This window comes from Prevotella sp. LCP21S3_D2 (assembly GCF_052118345.1).
In the GTDB taxonomy this organism is placed as follows: domain Bacteria; phylum Bacteroidota; class Bacteroidia; order Bacteroidales; family Bacteroidaceae; genus Prevotella.
The window spans coordinates 94,933-112,734 of record NZ_JBQKHJ010000005.1 but is presented as its reverse complement, the minus strand read 5'-3'; the positions used below and the strand labels follow the sequence as shown (position 1 = coordinate 112,734).

General features: G+C 46.7%; 11 protein-coding genes. 6 read left to right on the top strand and 5 right to left on the bottom strand.

Annotated elements, in window-relative coordinates:
• Positions 1–72: 72 nt before the first annotated feature.
• Positions 73–1,413 (bottom strand): MATE family efflux transporter, encoded by a 1,341-nt coding sequence (locus ACTQ16_RS05575; protein WP_441936537.1) that lies wholly within the window; start codon positions 1,411–1,413, stop codon positions 73–75.
• 260 nt (positions 1,414–1,673) lie between these two features.
• On the opposite strand from ACTQ16_RS05575, the gene ACTQ16_RS05570 reads away from it, so the two are divergent.
• Entirely contained in the window at positions 1,674–2,828 is a 1,155-nt protein-coding gene (locus tag ACTQ16_RS05570) for an N-acetyltransferase (protein WP_294969529.1), read from the top strand.
• 88 nt (positions 2,829–2,916) lie between these two features.
• Here the strand turns inward: ACTQ16_RS05570 and ACTQ16_RS05565 are convergent, their stop codons facing one another.
• From ACTQ16_RS05565 to ACTQ16_RS05550, 4 genes are read right to left on the bottom strand one after another with little or no spacing between them, the layout of a single operon-like run.
• Positions 2,917–3,765 (bottom strand): phosphatase PAP2 family protein, encoded by an 849-nt coding sequence (locus tag ACTQ16_RS05565; protein WP_295347287.1) that lies wholly within the window; start codon positions 3,763–3,765, stop codon positions 2,917–2,919.
• Between the two features lie 6 nt (positions 3,766–3,771).
• On the bottom strand, positions 3,772–4,476 hold the full coding sequence (locus ACTQ16_RS05560; protein WP_294969525.1) for a CDP-alcohol phosphatidyltransferase family protein: 705 nt from the start codon (positions 4,474–4,476) through the stop codon (positions 3,772–3,774).
• A 44-nt stretch (positions 4,477–4,520) separates the two neighbouring features.
• Positions 4,521–4,982: a GtrA family protein gene (locus ACTQ16_RS05555; protein WP_153122561.1), complete on the bottom strand. Its 462-nt coding sequence runs from the start codon at positions 4,980–4,982 to the stop codon at positions 4,521–4,523.
• Positions 4,970–5,506: a phosphatidylglycerophosphatase A family protein gene (locus ACTQ16_RS05550; protein ID WP_294969519.1), complete on the bottom strand. Its 537-nt coding sequence runs from the start codon at positions 5,504–5,506 to the stop codon at positions 4,970–4,972. Before ACTQ16_RS05550 ends, ACTQ16_RS05555 begins: the two co-directional genes overlap by 13 nt.
• A gap of 218 nt (positions 5,507–5,724) precedes the next feature.
• On the opposite strand from ACTQ16_RS05550, the gene ACTQ16_RS05545 reads away from it, so the two are divergent.
• The 5 genes from ACTQ16_RS05545 (at position 5,725) to ACTQ16_RS05525 (ending at position 17,784) form a co-directional block, all read left to right on the top strand.
• Entirely contained in the window at positions 5,725–8,286 is a 2,562-nt protein-coding gene (locus ACTQ16_RS05545) for a DUF5686 family protein (RefSeq protein ID WP_441936534.1), read from the top strand.
• Positions 8,287–8,367: 81 nt separating this feature from the next.
• Positions 8,368–9,006: a response regulator transcription factor gene (locus tag ACTQ16_RS05540; protein WP_294969516.1), complete on the top strand. Its 639-nt coding sequence runs from the start codon at positions 8,368–8,370 to the stop codon at positions 9,004–9,006.
• Positions 9,007–9,278: 272 nt separating this feature from the next.
• Positions 9,279–10,295 (top strand): LacI family DNA-binding transcriptional regulator, encoded by a 1,017-nt coding sequence (locus ACTQ16_RS05535; RefSeq protein WP_294969514.1) that lies wholly within the window; start codon positions 9,279–9,281, stop codon positions 10,293–10,295.
• Between the two features lie 145 nt (positions 10,296–10,440).
• Positions 10,441–14,643 (top strand): hybrid sensor histidine kinase/response regulator transcription factor, encoded by a 4,203-nt coding sequence (locus tag ACTQ16_RS05530; protein ID WP_441936532.1) that lies wholly within the window; start codon positions 10,441–10,443, stop codon positions 14,641–14,643.
• A gap of 186 nt (positions 14,644–14,829) precedes the next feature.
• On the top strand, positions 14,830–17,784 hold the full coding sequence (locus tag ACTQ16_RS05525) for a TIM-barrel domain-containing protein (RefSeq protein WP_441936530.1): 2,955 nt from the start codon (positions 14,830–14,832) through the stop codon (positions 17,782–17,784).
• Positions 17,785–17,802 lie beyond the last annotated feature (18 nt).

Genomic DNA, 17,802 nt, shown 5'->3' with positions numbered 1-17,802 from the left:
AAGAAAACCAAAAGACAGCTATGATTTTTGCTAATAATCCCATGACTTTTTCAAAGAACAAAGAATGGGCATTCACACCTTTCTCATATCTCTGAACGCACTCCAGGCTATCGGAATAGCTACTGCAAAGGAGCAGAAGTCTGCCCATGCCTGACACATTTCTACCCCCAGCAAACCGAAGAAATGGGGTAGGATAAAGATGAGCGGAATGAAGAACAAACCGCTTCTTGCTCCAGCTACGATATTGGCACGGATAGGCTTGCGGATGGTCTGCATCAGCATATTGGTAAGTACGATGGTGGCAACCAGAGGAAAACTGATAACCTGCCATTTCAAAGCCATGGAACCAACCTCTATTACCTTGGCATCATCACGGAAGAGTTCGATGATAGGCTCTGAGAAAATGAAGCCAATTACGGCACAGATAGCCAGGAATATTGTGCCACACTTGATGCAGTAATAAAAAGCTTCCTTAACGCGGGCATATAGTCTGGCTCCATAGCAGAAACCACAGAGAGGCTGGAATCCTTGACCCAATCCGATTACCACAGCATAGGTAAAGAAAGAGATGCGGGTGACGATGCTCATGCCGGCAATGGCAGCATCTCCGTAAGCTCCCGCTGCCACATTCAATACCAAGGTGGCGATACTTCCCAAGCCTTGTCTTGACAGGGAAGGGGTTCCGCCAAAGATGATTTCCTTGGCATAAGCCTTGCTAGGTGTGAAGTAGCGAAGGTGGATTCGGATGTTCTGCCCCTTGTGCGTCATCCAGAAGAGGATGGTGCAACCGAAACATTGGCTGATGAGAGTGGCGATGGCTGCACCCGTAATGCCCAGCTCGAAGTAGAGAATGAGCAATGGGGCGAGAATCAGATTCAGCAATACGCCTGACATGATGCCTTTCATCGCATACATCGTGTTACCCTGGAAACGTATCATGTTGTTGAGAGTGAGCGAAGTGGTCATGAAAGGAGCCCCTAACAGGATAATGCCCAGATAACGCTCTGTATAGGGAAGAATGGTGGGAGTAGAGCCCAAGGTAAGGCAGAGTGGGGTAAGAAACAGCTGTCCCAGTATTGCGATGACCAAACCTGTGAGAAAGCTCAATACAAAGCCTGTTGTCGCCATCTTTCTGGCGTACTCCTCCTCTTTGGCGCCCAACTTACGAGAGATATAATTGCCAGCTCCATGACCATAGAAGAAGCCAACAGCCTGTATTACCGCCATCATGGCAAACGATATTCCCACAGCCGCTACGCTCTGGGTATTGATGCTTCCCACGAAATAGGTGTCGGCGAGATTGTACATACTTGTAGACAGCATGCTGATGATGGTAGGAATCGCCATCGTGAAAACAACCTTGTGCACAGGAGCTTCGGTCAGGAATGTATAATTATCTCTTGTTTTCTTCATTGTGAAAAATCTGTTTTCTTCTTTTTTTGACCATGCAAAGGTACTATTTTATTTTCGATTATCGCCCAATAATGGGATTTATGTGAACTTTTTTAATAAAAATGCACTAAAAACTTGCCTCTGTCAAAAATATGTAGTACTTTTGCAGACGTATTGTAGTTCTCTATCTTCTTGTAATACAAGATGTACGGACTGAATAGCTATATAAAACGGACTAATTATACTGATCAGAATTTGATTATAATCGAGTAAAAACTGTAATGAGCAATATAAGAATAATACCAGTAACAACCCGAAAGGGATTGCGTGCCTTCGTAAACTTCTATTATGAACTGTACAAGGGCAATAAATTTGCAGTTCCCTTCTTGCGTTTTGATGAAATGAATACGTTGAGTAAGCGCAAGAATCCTGCCTTCGAATTCTGCGAGGCGCAGTATTTTCTGGCTGTAGATGGTGAGGCGCGTATCGTGGGTCGTGTTGCTGCCATCATCAATCGCCGTGCCAATGAACAATGGAATAAGAAGCAGGTAAGATTCGGATGGTTTGATTTTGTGGATGATTTAGAGGTGTCGCAGGCTTTATTAAATGCTGTTGAGGCTTGGGGACGCACAAAGGGAATGACTGAGTGCGTAGGACCGCTTGGTTTTACGGATATGGACCGTGAAGGATTGCTCATCGAGGGATTCCATCATAAATCTACCATGTATATCAATTATAATTATCCTTATTATAAGAACCACATGGAAGCCATGTCGTTCTATGAGAAGGATAATGACTGGCTGGAATATCGCATCAAGGTGCCTGAGGAAACCCCGGCCAAGTTTGCCAGAACTGCAGAGATGATAGAGAAAAGATACAATCTGCATGTGCATAAGTTTACTTCCCGAGAGTTGGTTAAGGGTGGTATGGGACAAGCGGTGTTTCATATCGTAAACGAAACCTATAAAGACCTTTATGATTTCCAGCAACTCACGGACAGGCAGATAGATAAGTATGTTAATGATTATATCAAGAAGGCTGATTTGAATCTGGTTACGGGTGTTGTTGATGGTAATGATGGCAATAGATTAATAGGTTTTGGCGTATCTTTCCCTTCTTTTACCGATGCTTTGCAGAAGATAGGGAATGGCAAACTGTTGCCTTGGGGATGGTTGAAAATTCTGAAAGTACTGAAGTTTCATGCCACAGATACGGTAGATTTACTCCTGATAGGTGTATTGCCTGAGTATCGTGCCAAGGGAGCCAATGCCTTGATCTTTGCCGATCTTATCGAGCAATATCACCGTTATGGATTTAAATGGGCTGAGGCTATGCCGCAGATGGAAAGCAACAAAGGTGTACAGAGCCAATGGCAATATCTGGAAAGCGAACAGCATCGTCGTCGCAGATGTTACCGTAAGGTGATGGTTAGATAAGATAAAACAATATGGAAAATGCAATTTTAAGATAAAAAAGCGCCTGGCTTAGATAATTGATTCTGAGTCAGGCGCTTTGTTTTATTTCCTAATACCGTATGTTCTTTCTTTCTCCCAGAAAGCCCTTCAAGCCTCCCAGTTCCATCAGAATTACACCAATAAGGGTGGTGAGGATGCCCAAGATGACATCGATGATGTAATGATGGCCGGAATAAACGGCTGTCCACCAGATTCCTAAGCAGATGAAAGCGAATAGGGCTATCGTGTACCAACGCTTATGGCTCATTACGGCATAGATGGTAGTGAGGAACATGTAGGCTGCGTGCAAGCTGGGAACGGCAGCAAATACATTGGCATTCTTGCCGTACAGTCCATGAAAGATGGAAAGTCCCGTCATTTCATCAAATCTGCCTAAACCTGCCACATTACCTGGGGTGTGGAGAACCGGCTCGAAACCGTAGTTCATCGCATACCAAGGTGGAGCTGCAGGGTAGATATAATAGCCGATAAAGCCAATGATGTTGACCAGAAGAAAAGCCCATGAGAATCGTCTGAACCAGGAATACTGCTTCTTGATGTAGAGATAAATGGCGAAGGCGATAGGTACCGGTACCCAGCACAGGTAGAAGATACCAGCCATGAAATCGGCTGCTCCGCAGTTGTGAACCTTGAAGTATTCGCCTGGTATCATGAGTTGTGTATGGTCGGCTACAGCCTGCAGTTCAGCAGCTGTAGTGGCTGCTATTCCAAAGAGATATTTCTCTGCTTCATACAGATGAACTACATCGATGGAGTTTACCTTATAGTTCGGGTAAAGGCGCATCGAATCGTAGATGATTCCGAAGAGGAACCAAGGCAGGAAGTAGATGGCAAAGTTGCGGGTCTTCTTCCAAGCCATCAGCACGACCAATAGAATGATTAAATATATGCTAAACACTTTCTCTTATTTTTTTTTCATTACTCGATAGCAATGTGCGATACGCCAGAATGCTGTGATGTTGGCAAGAATGGCGATGAGAATCATGCCGCTCGCCAACCACCATAAATCTCCGGTAATGCCAGTAACGATTGCAGATACGGCAGTAACTACTACTCGCTCCGGGCGTTGCATGAATCCTACCTTGCACTCGATGTCAAGGCCTTCAGCACGGGCACGAACGTAGCTTACCATCACGGAACCCGTCATGGCAGCAAAGGTCATTACGCCCATCCAGAACCATTCGCCCTTGTCGGTAAGGAGGAAGACCAGGCAGATGCCGAAGAGACTGACCAGCTCGCTGTAACGGTCGAGCGTAGAATCCCAAAGTGCACCAAAGAGGCTGCTCTTGCCGCTCATACGGGCCAGTCTTCCATCCATCATATCGAAGAGACCAGAGGCAAGAATGATAAATCCACCCCATCCGATGAGAGTCATACAGTCGGCATAAGTATAGTCGCTAGTGCCGGCAGTCATCAGGGTAGGGTCGCTGTTGACTCCGCCCATTCCCTGAATCCACGCTGCGTCAATAAAGAAGCAGGTAGCAAAAATATTGCCGATAAAACCTACCAGCGTCACGATGTTTGGCGTGATTCCAATCTTTATCATCGCCTTGATGAGCGGATTGATCATCACGTAGATTACTTTTTGTAAGAAATCTCTGTAATTCATTTGTTTATTGTCATTTGTAATTTCCTAATATTCTTTTTCCTTTCTTATTGGAGGTCTTCAGGATTCCTTCCTTCAGGAACCTCTTCTTCGTCCTTTTTCTTAAACACGAATTTCCTCTGTCCGGGATAATTCACCAGCACAGCTACAAGAAATGAAACCACACATTTTGGAATCATGTAGTGGATATTGACGTGTTCATGCAGGTTGATGGCTTCTGTCAAGGCGATGGTACCGCCCGAATTGAGTGTCCAGCTCAAGGCCCAGATGATGAAATATCGCCATGCCACGCTCTTCTTCTTGCGCTTGGAGTCGCCGAATACGTAGCGGTAGTTGAGGGTGCAGTTGGTGATTCCGCCACTCATGACGCCCAGGGCATTGGCTAGTCCGTAGTATATTCCGATGATATCGGAGAGGAAGAAAGCCAGTCCGAAGTCTACTATCGAGGCTATTGATGCTGTCAGCTCAGCCTTTCCGAAGGTTACCAGTTCCTGCTTTATCTTACCCATAAAAATATGATTTTTGCAATCAGCATGACGACGGCTGCATAGAATCCACCCAGCAGGTCGTCTGCCATGACATAGAAGGCTCCCTCTTTGCGGTCTAGCCACTTGATGCCAAGCGGCTTCACCATGTCGAAGAAGCGGAAGAGAACCAAGGCAACCAAAGCCCACCACCAGGCATCCTTGGGTGCTCCTGTGGTAGTAAATGGCGTAATTAGGGACAGCGGAATCCATACGCCAGCCATCTCGTCGATTACAACTCGGCTTGGGTCTTCTCCCCAATAAGGCTGTAGTCGGGCTGTAGCCCAGGTTCCTAACAGGGTAGAGAGGATGACCAGGAAGAAGGTGATGCTTTGCAGCGTTTCCCCGTTGAAGCCACCGAGGTAAGCCATCAATGCCCAAATAAGGGTGGCCAAGACTGAGCCAGCCGTGCCTGGTCCCCAAGGCCAGAAGCCGCTTCCGAAGCCTGTTCCGATGATGACGGGCAGCAGCGGAGGGGGTTCATTGGTTAGATTTCCTTTATTGTTCATTTTTGCCTAATTTCTATTCGTTTTGCTTGATTGTTTGTAATTCGGTTGCAAAATTACGCTAAAAAACTAAAATATCCAAATAGTTTTCGATTATTTTCAGAATAATATGTATATCTTTGCATCCGAATTCGGAAAAAAGCCAAAAATGAAGCCCAAAAGAGCTTAAATATGGCTTATTATATAAATAAGGTATTATTAGAAAGAGGTTAATGAAGGATATGAATTTTAAAAGATCATTCTTGTTGTTTTTTACATTGATGGTCTGTGCGCTTGAGATGGCTGCACAGCAAAAAATCAGCGGTCGCGTCATCGACGAGGATGGCTTTGCCGTGCCTTATGCTAGCGTGCAATATAAGGGACACAAGATTGCCGTTTCAAGTGATGGAGAGGGTAAGTTTACCATCGAGAAGCATCCCGAATGGGTGCTTACCGTGAGTGCCCTCAGCTATAAGTCACAGACTGTGAAGATTAGCGAAAAGCTCAATTTTCTGGAAGTGAAATTGAAAGATGATAGCCGCCGGCTCAACGAGGTGGTGGTGAAATCGAAGAAAGGTAAGTACAAAAGAAAGGAAAATCCTGCTGTAGAGCTGATGCGACGTGTGATTGCTGCCAAGAAGAAGAGCAATCTGTCCAATCATGATTATTATCAGTTTGATAAATATCAGAAGTTAACCTTGGCGCTCAACGATTTGACCAAGGAACAGTTGGAGGGCAAGTTCTTCAGCAAGCGTCAGTATCTGCTGGACCAGGTGGAGAAATCGCCTTATAATGATAAGCTGACCTTGCCTGTGCAGGTCAACGAGACGGTTTCGCAGCATATCTACCGCAAGGATCCAAAGAGCGAGAAAGATATTATCAAGGGTCAGCAGAGTAATGGTATCGGTCAGGTGATTCAGACGGGTGAAATCATCAATACCGTTCTCAAGGATGTATTTACCGATGTCGATATCTACGATGATTATGTGCGCCTCCTGCAATATCCGTTCCCTTCTCCTATCGGTAGAACAGCTATTTCCTTCTACCATTATTATATAGAGGATACGGTTTATGTAGATCGCGATCTCTGCTATCATCTGCAGTTTATTCCTGCCAACAGTCAGGACTTCGGATTCCGTGGAGAGCTCTATGTGCTTGCTGACAGCACCCTGCATGTAAAGAAATGTAATCTTTACATGCCTCACAATAGTGATGTAAACTGGGTGAAGGATATGAAGATAGAGCAGGAATTTACGAAGCTCGATAATGGCGAGTGGGTTTTGACCAAGGACGATATGGTGGCAGAAATGCACATCAATAATCTGTTGCAGGACCTGCTGGTGGTAAGAAATACGCGACTCTCCGACTATGCCTTTGATGAACTGCCGAAGCAGCTGTTCAAGGGCAAGGCGAAGATAAGGCACGATATGGACGCCATGAACCGTGATGAGGCTTACTGGAATAAATACCGACAGGTAGGCCTTACGAAGAGCGAATCGTCGATGGATAGTTTCATTCATCGTATGGAGAATTCCAAGGGCTTCAAATACATTATCCTGGGTGTGCGAGCCCTGATGGAGAACTATGTTGAGGTGGCTCATGCCAAGAAGACCGAGGAGAATAAGGAAAACAGAAGTTATTTCGACTTGGGACCTATCAATACGTTCCTTTCCAACAACTTCGTGGATGGAATCCGATTGCGTCTGGCTGGTCGTACGATGGCTGCGCTCAATCCTCATTTCTTCTGGAATGGTTACGGAGCCTATGGTCTGAAGAGTCATGAATGGTATTATGGTCATGTGCTGACCTATTCTTTCAACAAGAAGAAAAACAGTCCGTTCGAGTTCCCTATGCGCAACCTGACCTTCGAGATGGGACATGATATTACTTCTCCATCTGATGACAACCTGTTGCACAACAAGGACAACTTCTTCATGACCCTTCGTGCCACGACTCAGGATCAGATGTATCTCTACCAGCGCCAGAAGCTGGGCTTTGTCTACGAGACCGATTGGGGCTTCCGCTTCGATACGAATATACGTTGGCAGAGCAACCGTACCGTGGGCAACCTGCGTTATTATAAGGTGAACACGGGCGAAGAAGTAAAGAAAATCCGTACCACGGAGGTTTCGGCAGGACTCAATTACAATCCTGGTGTTACCTATGTGAATACCAAGCAGCAGCGCTTGCCTATCAATCTGGATAGTCCTGAGCTCAGCTTGCGCCATACGACGGGTCTCGATGGCTTTATGGGTGGACAGTATAAGAGCAACATCACCAGCCTTGGTATTTACAAGCGCCAATGGTTGGGAAGCTTCGGCTACATCGATTTCAATATTGTGGGTAAGATACAATGGAACAAGGTGCCATTCAGCATGCTTATCCAGCCACCTGTCAACCTCTCTATCTTTGAACAGGAGGCCACTATCAGTATGATGAAAGACTGGGAATTCCTGAGCGACCGTCAGGTGTTCTGGTCTGTAGCCTGGGATATGAACGGCAAGCTGCTCAATCGTATTCCGCTCATCAAGAAACTCAAGTGGCGTGAATATATTGCAGCCAAGGGAGTCTGGGGACAACTTACGGATAAGAACAATCCGCTGAAGAATCCGAACGATGATGTTCTCTTCAAGTTCCCAAACAACTCTTACACCTTTGGTGATACTCCATATTGGGAATTGGTGGCTGGCGTGCACAACATCTTCAAGTTCTTCGGAATTGACTATGTGCGCCGTATCAATTACCTGAATCATCCTAATGTAGACAAGTGGGGCATCCGCATGGGATTCCTCATGACGTTCTAATCAATTTCTGATGGTCTGGAAGCGGACCATCAGAAATCATATTTGTCATCAGCAACATAAAATAAGATAGGAGATAGAATCATGAAACTTTTGCTAGCAGACAGACAGGACATCACGCGAGCAGGACTCAGCTACGTGATAGAGAAAATGGAAGGGCTGGAAAGCAAGTATGTGGAAGACAAGGCTGAGCTGATGCTTGCGCTCAAAGATAACGAAGATACGGTCGTGATACTCGACTATACGAACTTCGACATCAACGATGCAGCAGAGCTGCTCATCCTGAACCAACGTTTTCCTTATACCCGATGGCTCTTGTTTAGTGAAGACTTGAGTACCGACTTCGTGAAGGTACTCGTGGCTAGCAGTAGTATGTTCAGTATTCTCCTGAAGGAGAGCCCGCTGATGGAAATCAAGGAGGCTATCCGTTTCTGTGTAGCCAGCAACCGTTTCATCTGCCAGCGCATGATGGAAGTATTGCTCGCTCCTAAGAAAGAAACAGAAGAAAAGGTAAATCTTACCAAGACTGAGACTGAGATTCTGAAAGATATTGCATTAGGAATGACTACGAAGGAAATAGCCGAAAAGCGTTTTTCCAGTTTCCATACCGTGAACACCCATCGTAAGAATATCTTCAGAAAGCTGGGCGTCAATAATGTTCATGAGGCTACAAAATATGCTTTAAGAGCGGGCTTGGTAGATTCTGCAGAATATTATATTTAACTTCTGAACTTGTGAAACTTGAATGCGATATTTGAGGATATGGTAAAAAAATAAGGTTTCAGATTGTCTCCCGACAGTCTGAAACCTTTTGTTTCTAACTAACTTATTATCAACTATTCATTACTTACTGGCTGCAAAATTACAAGTTTTTATAGAAAAAAAAAGTATTTTCTCTAGAAAAAACACACGTAAACGTTTGCAAATTCGAATAAAAACTGTATCTTTGCACGTAAAAGTGCAATAATGCATCTTCTAATCTAACTTATTAGTAAATGAAGCAACGTAGAACATCACTAAAAGATCTCGCAGACAAGTTGGGAGTGAGCATCGCTACCGTGTCTCGAGCTTTACGAAATAGCCATGAGGTGGGAGAGGAAATGACTCAGAAAGTCAAGACCTTGGCAAAGGAACTCAACTATCGGCCTAACCCATTTGCACAGAGTCTTCGGAAGGAAGCTCCAAGGGTGATAGGCGTCATCGTTCCTAATCTGGTTACCCACTATTATGCTGCCGTGCTGGATGGCATAGAAGATTATGCCTCAAAGTGTGGCTATTCGGTTATTAGTGCCAATAGTCATGAGAACCATGAGCGCGAAGCGAAGGCTCTTGACAATTTTCTCGATATGCATGTGGAAGGTATTATTGCTTGCCTTGCACAAGATACTACCGACTATTCTCATTTCGAGCAGCTCCACAAGATGGGAGTTCCTTTGGTGTTTTTTGCCCGTTGCTGCCTGGAAGAAAAGTTCTCTCAGGTTGTGGGTAATGGTGATGTGGCGGCTCAGAAGGCTACTCAGCACATGATTGAGACAGGCTCCCGCCGTATTGCCTTCATTGGCGGTCCTAATCATCTCGATATGGTTCGCCGTCGCAAGCATGGCTATCTGGAAGCGCTCAGGGAGAACCGTATTCCTATCGACCGCAATCTGGTAGTCTGTGACAAGATAGATTTCGATGTAGCTCGTAATGCTACACTTCGACTTCTGGAGAGTGAGAATCGCCCGGATGCTATTCTTGCCTTCAACGATATCATTACCTATGCTGCCTTTGATGCCATCAAGGCTAAGGGCTTGCGCATTCCTGAAGATGTTGCCATTATCGGATTCACGGATGGAGATACGGCAGCCTTCGTTACTCCCCGCCTTTCTGCCATCATGGATAAGGCGCACGAACAGGGTACCAAGGCTTGCGAATTGCTCATGCGCAGCATCAATGGGGATGAGCAAATCTACAAGGAAGTTGTGCCGATGATTCTGAAAATCAGAGAAAGCTCTGAGAAGCAGGGTTAAAGGAACTTTTCCCTAGAACTGAAAGACCACTTTGAAGACTGATGAACCTCGATGGAAAGCGATGATAAAGATAAAAACGACAAACTATAAATATAAACCTTGAATGAGCATGTTTAAAAACTTGAATTTGCTAAGGCGGGCCCTCATGATTCTCGGATTTGTGCTGCTTCTGCAGCCTCTCCAGATGAGAGCGGCTTTGCAAAACATCGAGTTCTCCAGTTTGAATAACCGTGACGGACTCAGTAATAGCCAGGTGAATGCTATCTTGAAAGATAAGACAGGTTACGTCTGGTTTGGTACTCAGTCGGGACTCAATCGATTTGATGGATTCCGAATGAAGACCTTCTTGTATAGTGCCACAAACCAGACTTCATTGGCCAACAATTACGTAGATGATTTACAGGAGGACAATGAAGGAAAAATCTGGGTGCATACTTCTGTGGGTTATTGTGTCTATGACCCTACTACCGAGCAGTTCGACCGCAAGCCGGAAGTATGGTTGAAGACCATCAACGTAGAGGGTGCACCACAGAGAGTATTGGTGGATTCACAGAAGAACATGTGGATTCAGGTGTGGGGAAAGGGTCTTTATTATTATAACGTAAAGAACGAAACCACATACCTGTTCAAATATGCGAAGAAGCCTAAGAGCGGTTGTATCCTGGATGGCGACTTTAGCAACCTGAAGGATGTAGACGGCAAGCTGCTGGTTACTTATGGCGACGGAAAGCTGTGCCTGCTGGATGGCGACAAACAGAGCGTGCTCTGGTATAATTCTTTCCTGAAAGACCATCGTCTTTGTGGAGATAATGGCGCTTACAGTTATGTAGAGAACAATCATACTTTCTGGGTTTCTACAGCAACAGAATCTTATGTCTTCAATTCTCTTAACAGACAATGGCTTACTGCCCGTTCTTATCTTGCAGAGAGAGGAATTCTTGTTCCTGTAAAAGACCGCATCGTCATGCGCGACCTTCAGGTAGACCCAAATGGTGCCTTGTGGGTTGCTACCGATCATCATGGACTTTTCTATATTGATTTCAAGTCAAAGACTTTTCACCAGTATGTGCATAGTAATGCCCGGGGAAGTATTGTAGACAATTCTTTACAGAAGGTTTATATTGATAATTTTGGAGCCGTATGGGTGGGCAGCTATAAGAATGGTGTGGCTTATTATTCACCATCTTCCAGCAAGTTCAATACCATTCCGCTCGGCGATGTCTGTACCATTACGCAGGATTTGGCAGGAAATCTGTGGTGTGGAACCAACGATATGGGAATCGTGGGTTATAATCCTGTAACCGGACAGACCTGGCATTTCGGTAAGGCTCAGACCGGTCTTGGCTCGGATGTCGTGGTGAGTAGCGTGACCATGAAGGATGGAACCATGTATTTCGGAACCTTCAACGGCGGCTTTACCCAGTTTAAGAATGGCAGGTGGAAGACTTTCAATATTTCCAATAGCGGATTGGCTAATAATAGCGTCTGGTGCTTCCAGGAAGACCCTCAGCATCGTCTGCTTATCGGTACTTTGGGAAGTGGTGTGCAGATTTTTGATCCTGTCACAGAGAAATTCTCTACCTTCAATATTGCCAATTCGGGAATAACGAGCAATTTCATCAATTCCATTTTCCTGCTCAATAATCATGAGGCTCTGATAGGTCATTCCCAGTATATTTCTGTCTTTGATCTTCATAGTAGGAAGATGACTAACATCAATAGTACCAAGGACGGAACTCCTTTCGGGAGTCCTTCTATCAATTATGCGATGAAGGATAGCCGTGGCATCTTGTGGATGGCTTCGCCTGGAGGTATTTCGATGTATGACAGCAGCAACGGACAGTATGAATCCATCAACGAACTGAATGGAACCACAGGAGCTGTGGGCTGTGCGGTTGTTGAGGACAAGCAGCATAATATCTGGCTGGTTTCCGAGTTTATCGTCACCCGTGTAACCTTGACCAAGGATGCTCAGGGCAAGTGGAATCTTACCATGATCAGTTTCAATTCGCTGGATGGATTGCAGAGCCGTCAGTTTAATATCCGTTCTGCCTATCTGATGCGAAACGGAGCGATTGCCGTGGGTGGTCAGGACGGTATCAACATCATCCGGCCTAGAACCATCCGCACAAGCAGGCAGCAGGCTCATGTGCTCTTCAGCGGATTTGTTCTCTTTGACCATCCTCTTACTGCGGGCGAAAAGTTCGAGGGCAGAGTGCCACTCAAATTATCGCTCGACAGCAATCCGGAACTAGACTTGAGTTATAAGGACAAGGCGTTTACCATCCAGCTGGCTTCCAATCAGGTGTCGCTTCCGGCACGTTGCCGTTTCCTTTATCGCATGAAGGGATTGAATGATAAGTGGATGATGACTCCTGACGGAAGATCGGAAGTTACATTTACCAATCTCCTTTCAGGCAACTATGTGCTCGAAGTGAAGGTGGTGAATGGAGACGGAACCGTGAGCGAAGAGGTGAGCCGGCTGAAGGTTCATATCCATCCGCCGTTCTATCTCTCTACCTGGGCCATCATTATTTATCTGCTCCTCGTTGTGGCTGCGTTCTGGTACTATCGCCGCCGCATGATAGAGAAGCAGAGAGTGAAGTATGAAATCCAGATCAGGGAAGACAGCATCAAGAAGACCCGTGAGATGAACGAGTTGAAGCTCAACTTCTTTACCAATGTGAGCCACGAGCTTCGAACTCCGCTCACCCTGATTATCTCGCCTCTTGTTACCATGATTCGGGATGAGGGTGACCCAGAGAAGCGCAGAAAGCTCGAGCTGATTCATCGTAATGCAACCCGACTGCTGAATCTGGTCAACCAGATTCTGGATTTCCGCAAGTTCGACCAGAACAAGGAGAAGCTGTCTCTTGCCCGTATGGACATCGTGAGCTTCGTGGACAATATCTGCAATTCGTTCAGAATCCTGGCTAATAATAAGGTGAATCTGTCTTTCGAGTCGTTTACTTCCAAGCTGATCATGACCTTTGATGCAGACAAGGTGGGCAAGATTGTCAATAATCTCCTCAGTAACGCCTACAAGTTCACTCCAGACGGAGGATCTATTACGGTTAGACTTTCCGTAGCCTTGGGCGTAGAGGTAAAAGACCATACCCACGACATGTTGCGCATCAGCGTAGCCGATAACGGCAAGGGAATCAGCGATGAGGAGAAGAAGCACGTCTTCGAGCGTTTCTATCAGGTGAACGGCACGGAAATGCAGCCTGCCGGTGGAAGCGGAATCGGCCTCAACCTGGTGAAGAAGTTTACAGAACTTCACGGAGGTCAGGTAGAAGTAAGAGACAACGATGGCGGCGGTTCAGTCTTTATCGTAGACTTGCCGATGGATGATGGCGGAGCTGCCAAGACCAACGCCCATCTGGAATCCATGCGTGTGGCTCCAGTCATCGCTACCGTTCATAAGGCAGAAGATACGATGGAAGAAACGGTAGAGGAGGGAGGCTCTTCTGATGCGCTCTATGGCGTTCATCGTTCATCGCTAACCGCCAAGCCTGCCCGCAAGAACTATGTGGCTAAGGTGCTTCTGGTAGATGATAGCGATGACTTCCGCGAGTTTATGCGTGATGTGCTTACCGACTATCAGGTCATCGAGGCCGTGAACGGTAAGGATGCCTGGCAGAAGATTATCGAGGTTCGCCCGGACGTCATCCTCTCTGACGTGATGATGCCTGTGATGGACGGAATCGAGCTCTGCCGCATGGTGAAGAGCAACGAGGAGACGGCTTCCATTCCGTTTGTGATGCTGACTGCGCGTCTGGCTACCGACCATCAGGTAGAGGGATTGGAGAGTGGAGCAGACGATTACATCATCAAGCCGTTCAATATCGATATGCTCAATCTGCGCATCCGCAATCTCTTGGGTTGGGCACGCCGTTCTGCCCGTCGTTCTTTCCTTGATAAGAATAAGGAAGAGAAGAAGGATTCAAGCCAGCCTAAGGAGAGAGTGATTCCTAAGGGAGAACTGGGCGACTTTGAAATGACAGCCAGCGACCGCAAGTTCCTGGCAGATGTGGATAAATACATCAAGGACATGATGGGCAATCCGGATACTTCGGTAGAGTCGATGAGTGCTCATCTTTGCATGTCGCGCGTCCAGCTCTACAAGCGTATGGTTTCGCTCACGGGTACCACTCCTTCAGAGTATCTGCGTGCCAAGCGCATCAAGCGGGCTGAAGAGCTGATTCATAGCGACGAGCTGAACATCAGCGAAATCGCTTATACGGTAGGTTTCAACAATCCTCGCTATTTCACCAAATACTTCCAGGAGGCTTATGGACTGACGCCTTCCCAGTATAAGAAGAAATTGAATGGCGAGAGAATCTAATCATAGGAATCCATAGGAATCTCTTGATTTCTTGTTAACGAAAAGGGTATAAAATGTGGTAATTAACATTTTATACCCTATTTTGTTACATTTCCACGTATTATTATCACTAAAAAGAAGTAATTTTGCAGGCAGATATTCAATCTAATAATCATAAGTTTAAAAAACTTGTATAAACAATATAGTATGAAGCTAACTAAGACGTTATTGATTTCAGCCGTTTTGCTGATGAGCGCTTCTGGGCTCCAGGCAGCAGGCTTTATTCAGAAAGGTAACTATCTTACCGTTCAATTGAAACAGCACCAGAATTTTGGTCCTAGTCAGATTCGCCTCCAGGTGGTGAGCGATAAGATTATCCGTGTGCAGGCTACTGCCGAGCAGGGATTCCGCGACAAGCAGAGTCTCATCATCGTGCCTCAGAAAGGCAAGGCTAATTATAAGGTAGAGGAACAGGGCGAACAGCTCATCATTACCACAGCCGCCATGCGCGCCGTGTTGAATGAGGCTACCGGTCAGATTACATTCTATGATTTGAAGGATCATGTGCTCCTCAACGAGGTGGCTCAGGGTGGTAAGACTTTCAAGCCTTTTACCGTTCCTGACCGTGAGATTGGCGTAGACATCGCCAAGGTTCCTGAATCTCAGAAGCACGGATGGTCATGGAGAGCCCTCTTCGATTCTCCAGACAACGAGGCTTTCTATGGGCTCGGTCAGCATCAGAGCGAGGAACTCAACATGAAGGGCAAGAACGAAGACCTCTTCCAGTATAATACGAAGGTGAGTGTGCCTTTCGTCATTTCCAACAAGAACTACGGTATTCTCTGGGATTCCTATTCTTATTGCCGTTGGGGTAATCCTGAAGATTATCTCCAGCTCAACCGTGCCTTCAAGCTTTACGACAAGGACGGAAAGGAAGGTCAGCTTACCGGTACTTACGTGGACAAGAACGGACAGAAGATTGTTCGAGGCGAAGACAGCATCTACTTTGAATATGCGATGCCTGAGACTTCTGAAATCTGCAACAAGACCGACAAGGGCGGTATCCAGAACCTGCCAAAGGGCTTTGCCCTGAATGGTTCCAAGGTGGTTTACGAGGGTTATGTGGAGGCTCCAACCAACAGTTTCTACCAGTTTATCCTCTACTATGCCGGCTACATGAAGATTTATATCGACGGCAAGCTGGTTGTGCCTGAGCGCTGGCGTACAGCCTGGAATCCTAATTCCTTCAAGTTTGAAACTCCAATCAGGAAGGGTGTAAAGACTCCTATTCGCATCGAGTGGCAGCCGGATGGCGATGTCTCCTACTGCGGTCTTCGCGTAGCTGCTCCTCGTTCTGAGGCTGAGAAGAACCAGCTGAGCATCTGGAGCGAAATGTCTCCTGACATGGATTACTACTTCATTGCCGGTCAGAACCTCGACGAGGTGATTTCGGGTTACCGTACGCTTACCGGCAAGGCTTCGCTCTATCCTAAGTGGACCCTCGGTTTCTGGCAGAGCCGTGAGCGCTATAAGAGTAGCAAGGACATCGAGGAGAACCTCAAGAAGTTCCGCGACCTGAAGATTCCTGTAGACAATATCGTTCAGGACTGGAACTACTGGAAGCTCGATTCATGGGGAAGCCATGAGTTTGAGGCGGCACGTTATCCTAATCCGCAGGCGATGCTCGATAGCGTACATGCCATGAACGGAAGATTCATGATTTCCGTATGGCCTAAGTTCTACGATACCGTCAAGAACTATAAGGAGATTGATGCGAAGGGCTGGATGTATCACCAGGCTATCAAGGACGATATTCATGACTGGCTCGGCTTCCGTGGCTCTTTCTATGATGCTTATGATGCTGGTGCACGAAAGATGTTCTGGCGCCAGATGGACGAGAATCTCTATACCAAGTATAAGTTCGGAATCGACGCATGGTGGATGGATGCTTCTGAGCCTAATGTTCGCGACTGTACTCCGATGTGGTACCGCAAGGCCCTTTCCGGTCCTACAGCCCTCGGAACATCAACCGAATATTTCAACGCTTACAGTATCGTGAATGCTGACGCCATCTATCATGGCCAGCGTAGCGTGAATCCTAACCAGCGTGTCTTCCTCCTTACCCGTTCGGGCTTTGCAGGCGAGCAGCGCTACAGCACGGCTACCTGGTCGGGCGATATTGCTACCCGTTGGGAGGACATGCGCGCTCAGATGACTGCCGGCTTGAACTATTCTATGGCGGGTCTGCCTTTCTGGGGAATGGACCAGGGTGGTTTCTGCGTAGAGAACCGCTACGTGGCTGCCCAGCAGGAGTTCGACAAGACCGGTAAGGAGAATGCCGACTTGAAGGAGTGGCGTGAGTTGCAGGCTCGCTGGAACCAGTTCGGCTGCTTCGTTCCGCTCTATCGTGCTCATGGCCAGTGGCCATTGCGTGAGGTCTGGAATATTGCGCCAGCCAATCATCCGGCTTACAAGACCATCGTGGCTTACGACAAGCTCCGTTACCGTCTGATGCCTTACCTCTACAGTATGGCTGGTATGGTTCATTTCAAGGATTACACCATGATGCGTGGATTGGTGATGGACTTCAACGGCGATGATAATGTTTACGACATCAAGGACCAGTGGATGTTCGGTCCTGCCCTGATGGCTTGTCCTGTAGGCGAGTATCAGAAGTACAGCCGTAACGTTTATCTTCCTAAGCAGAAGGGCTGGTACGATTTCTATACCGGCAAGCATTATGCAGGTGGTCAGACCATCGTAGCCGATGCGCCATTCGATAAGATTCCTGTCTTCGTACCAGAGGGTTCTATCCTTCCTGTAGGTCCGGAGATGGAGTGGAGCGACCAGAAGAAGGCTGAGCTCATCGACCTCTATGTCTATGCAGGCAAGGACGGTTCTTATACGCTCTATGAGGACGAGGGAACCAACTACAACTACGAGAAGGGCAAGTATGCTATGATAGACTTCAAGTATAATGATGCCCAGAAGACCCTGACCATTGGTGCTCGCAAGGGTTCATTCGACGGAATGCTGCAGAAGCGTCGCTTCAACGTGATTCTGGTGAATGCCCAGAACAACAAGGGCGTTAACCTCGCCAAGGCTCCTAAGGGCAAGATGGTGAAGTATGCCGGTCAGGCAGTAACTGTAAAATTGAAGTAATCTAATCTCCCGCAGATT

Bases quoted from the DNA above. Each gene is read 5' to 3' on its own strand.
- ACTQ16_RS05575 (WP_441936537.1), bottom strand. From the start codon at position 1,413: ATGAAGAAAACAAGAGATAATTATACATTCCTGACCGAAGCTCCTGTG.
- ACTQ16_RS05570 (WP_294969529.1), top strand. From the start codon at position 1,674: ATGAGCAATATAAGAATAATACCAGTAACAACCCGAAAGGGATTGCGT.
- ACTQ16_RS05560 (WP_294969525.1), bottom strand. From the start codon at position 4,476: ATGAATTACAGAGATTTCTTACAAAAAGTAATCTACGTGATGATCAAT.
- ACTQ16_RS05555 (WP_153122561.1), bottom strand. From the start codon at position 4,982: ATGGGTAAGATAAAGCAGGAACTGGTAACCTTCGGAAAGGCTGAGCTG.
- ACTQ16_RS05550 (WP_294969519.1), bottom strand. From the start codon at position 5,506: ATGAACAATAAAGGAAATCTAACCAATGAACCCCCTCCGCTGCTGCCC.
- ACTQ16_RS05545 (WP_441936534.1), top strand. From the start codon at position 5,725: ATGAATTTTAAAAGATCATTCTTGTTGTTTTTTACATTGATGGTCTGT.
- ACTQ16_RS05540 (WP_294969516.1), top strand. From the start codon at position 8,368: ATGAAACTTTTGCTAGCAGACAGACAGGACATCACGCGAGCAGGACTC.
- ACTQ16_RS05535 (WP_294969514.1), top strand. From the start codon at position 9,279: ATGAAGCAACGTAGAACATCACTAAAAGATCTCGCAGACAAGTTGGGA.
- ACTQ16_RS05530 (WP_441936532.1), top strand. From the start codon at position 10,441: ATGATTCTCGGATTTGTGCTGCTTCTGCAGCCTCTCCAGATGAGAGCG.
- ACTQ16_RS05525 (WP_441936530.1), top strand. From the start codon at position 14,830: ATGAAGCTAACTAAGACGTTATTGATTTCAGCCGTTTTGCTGATGAGC.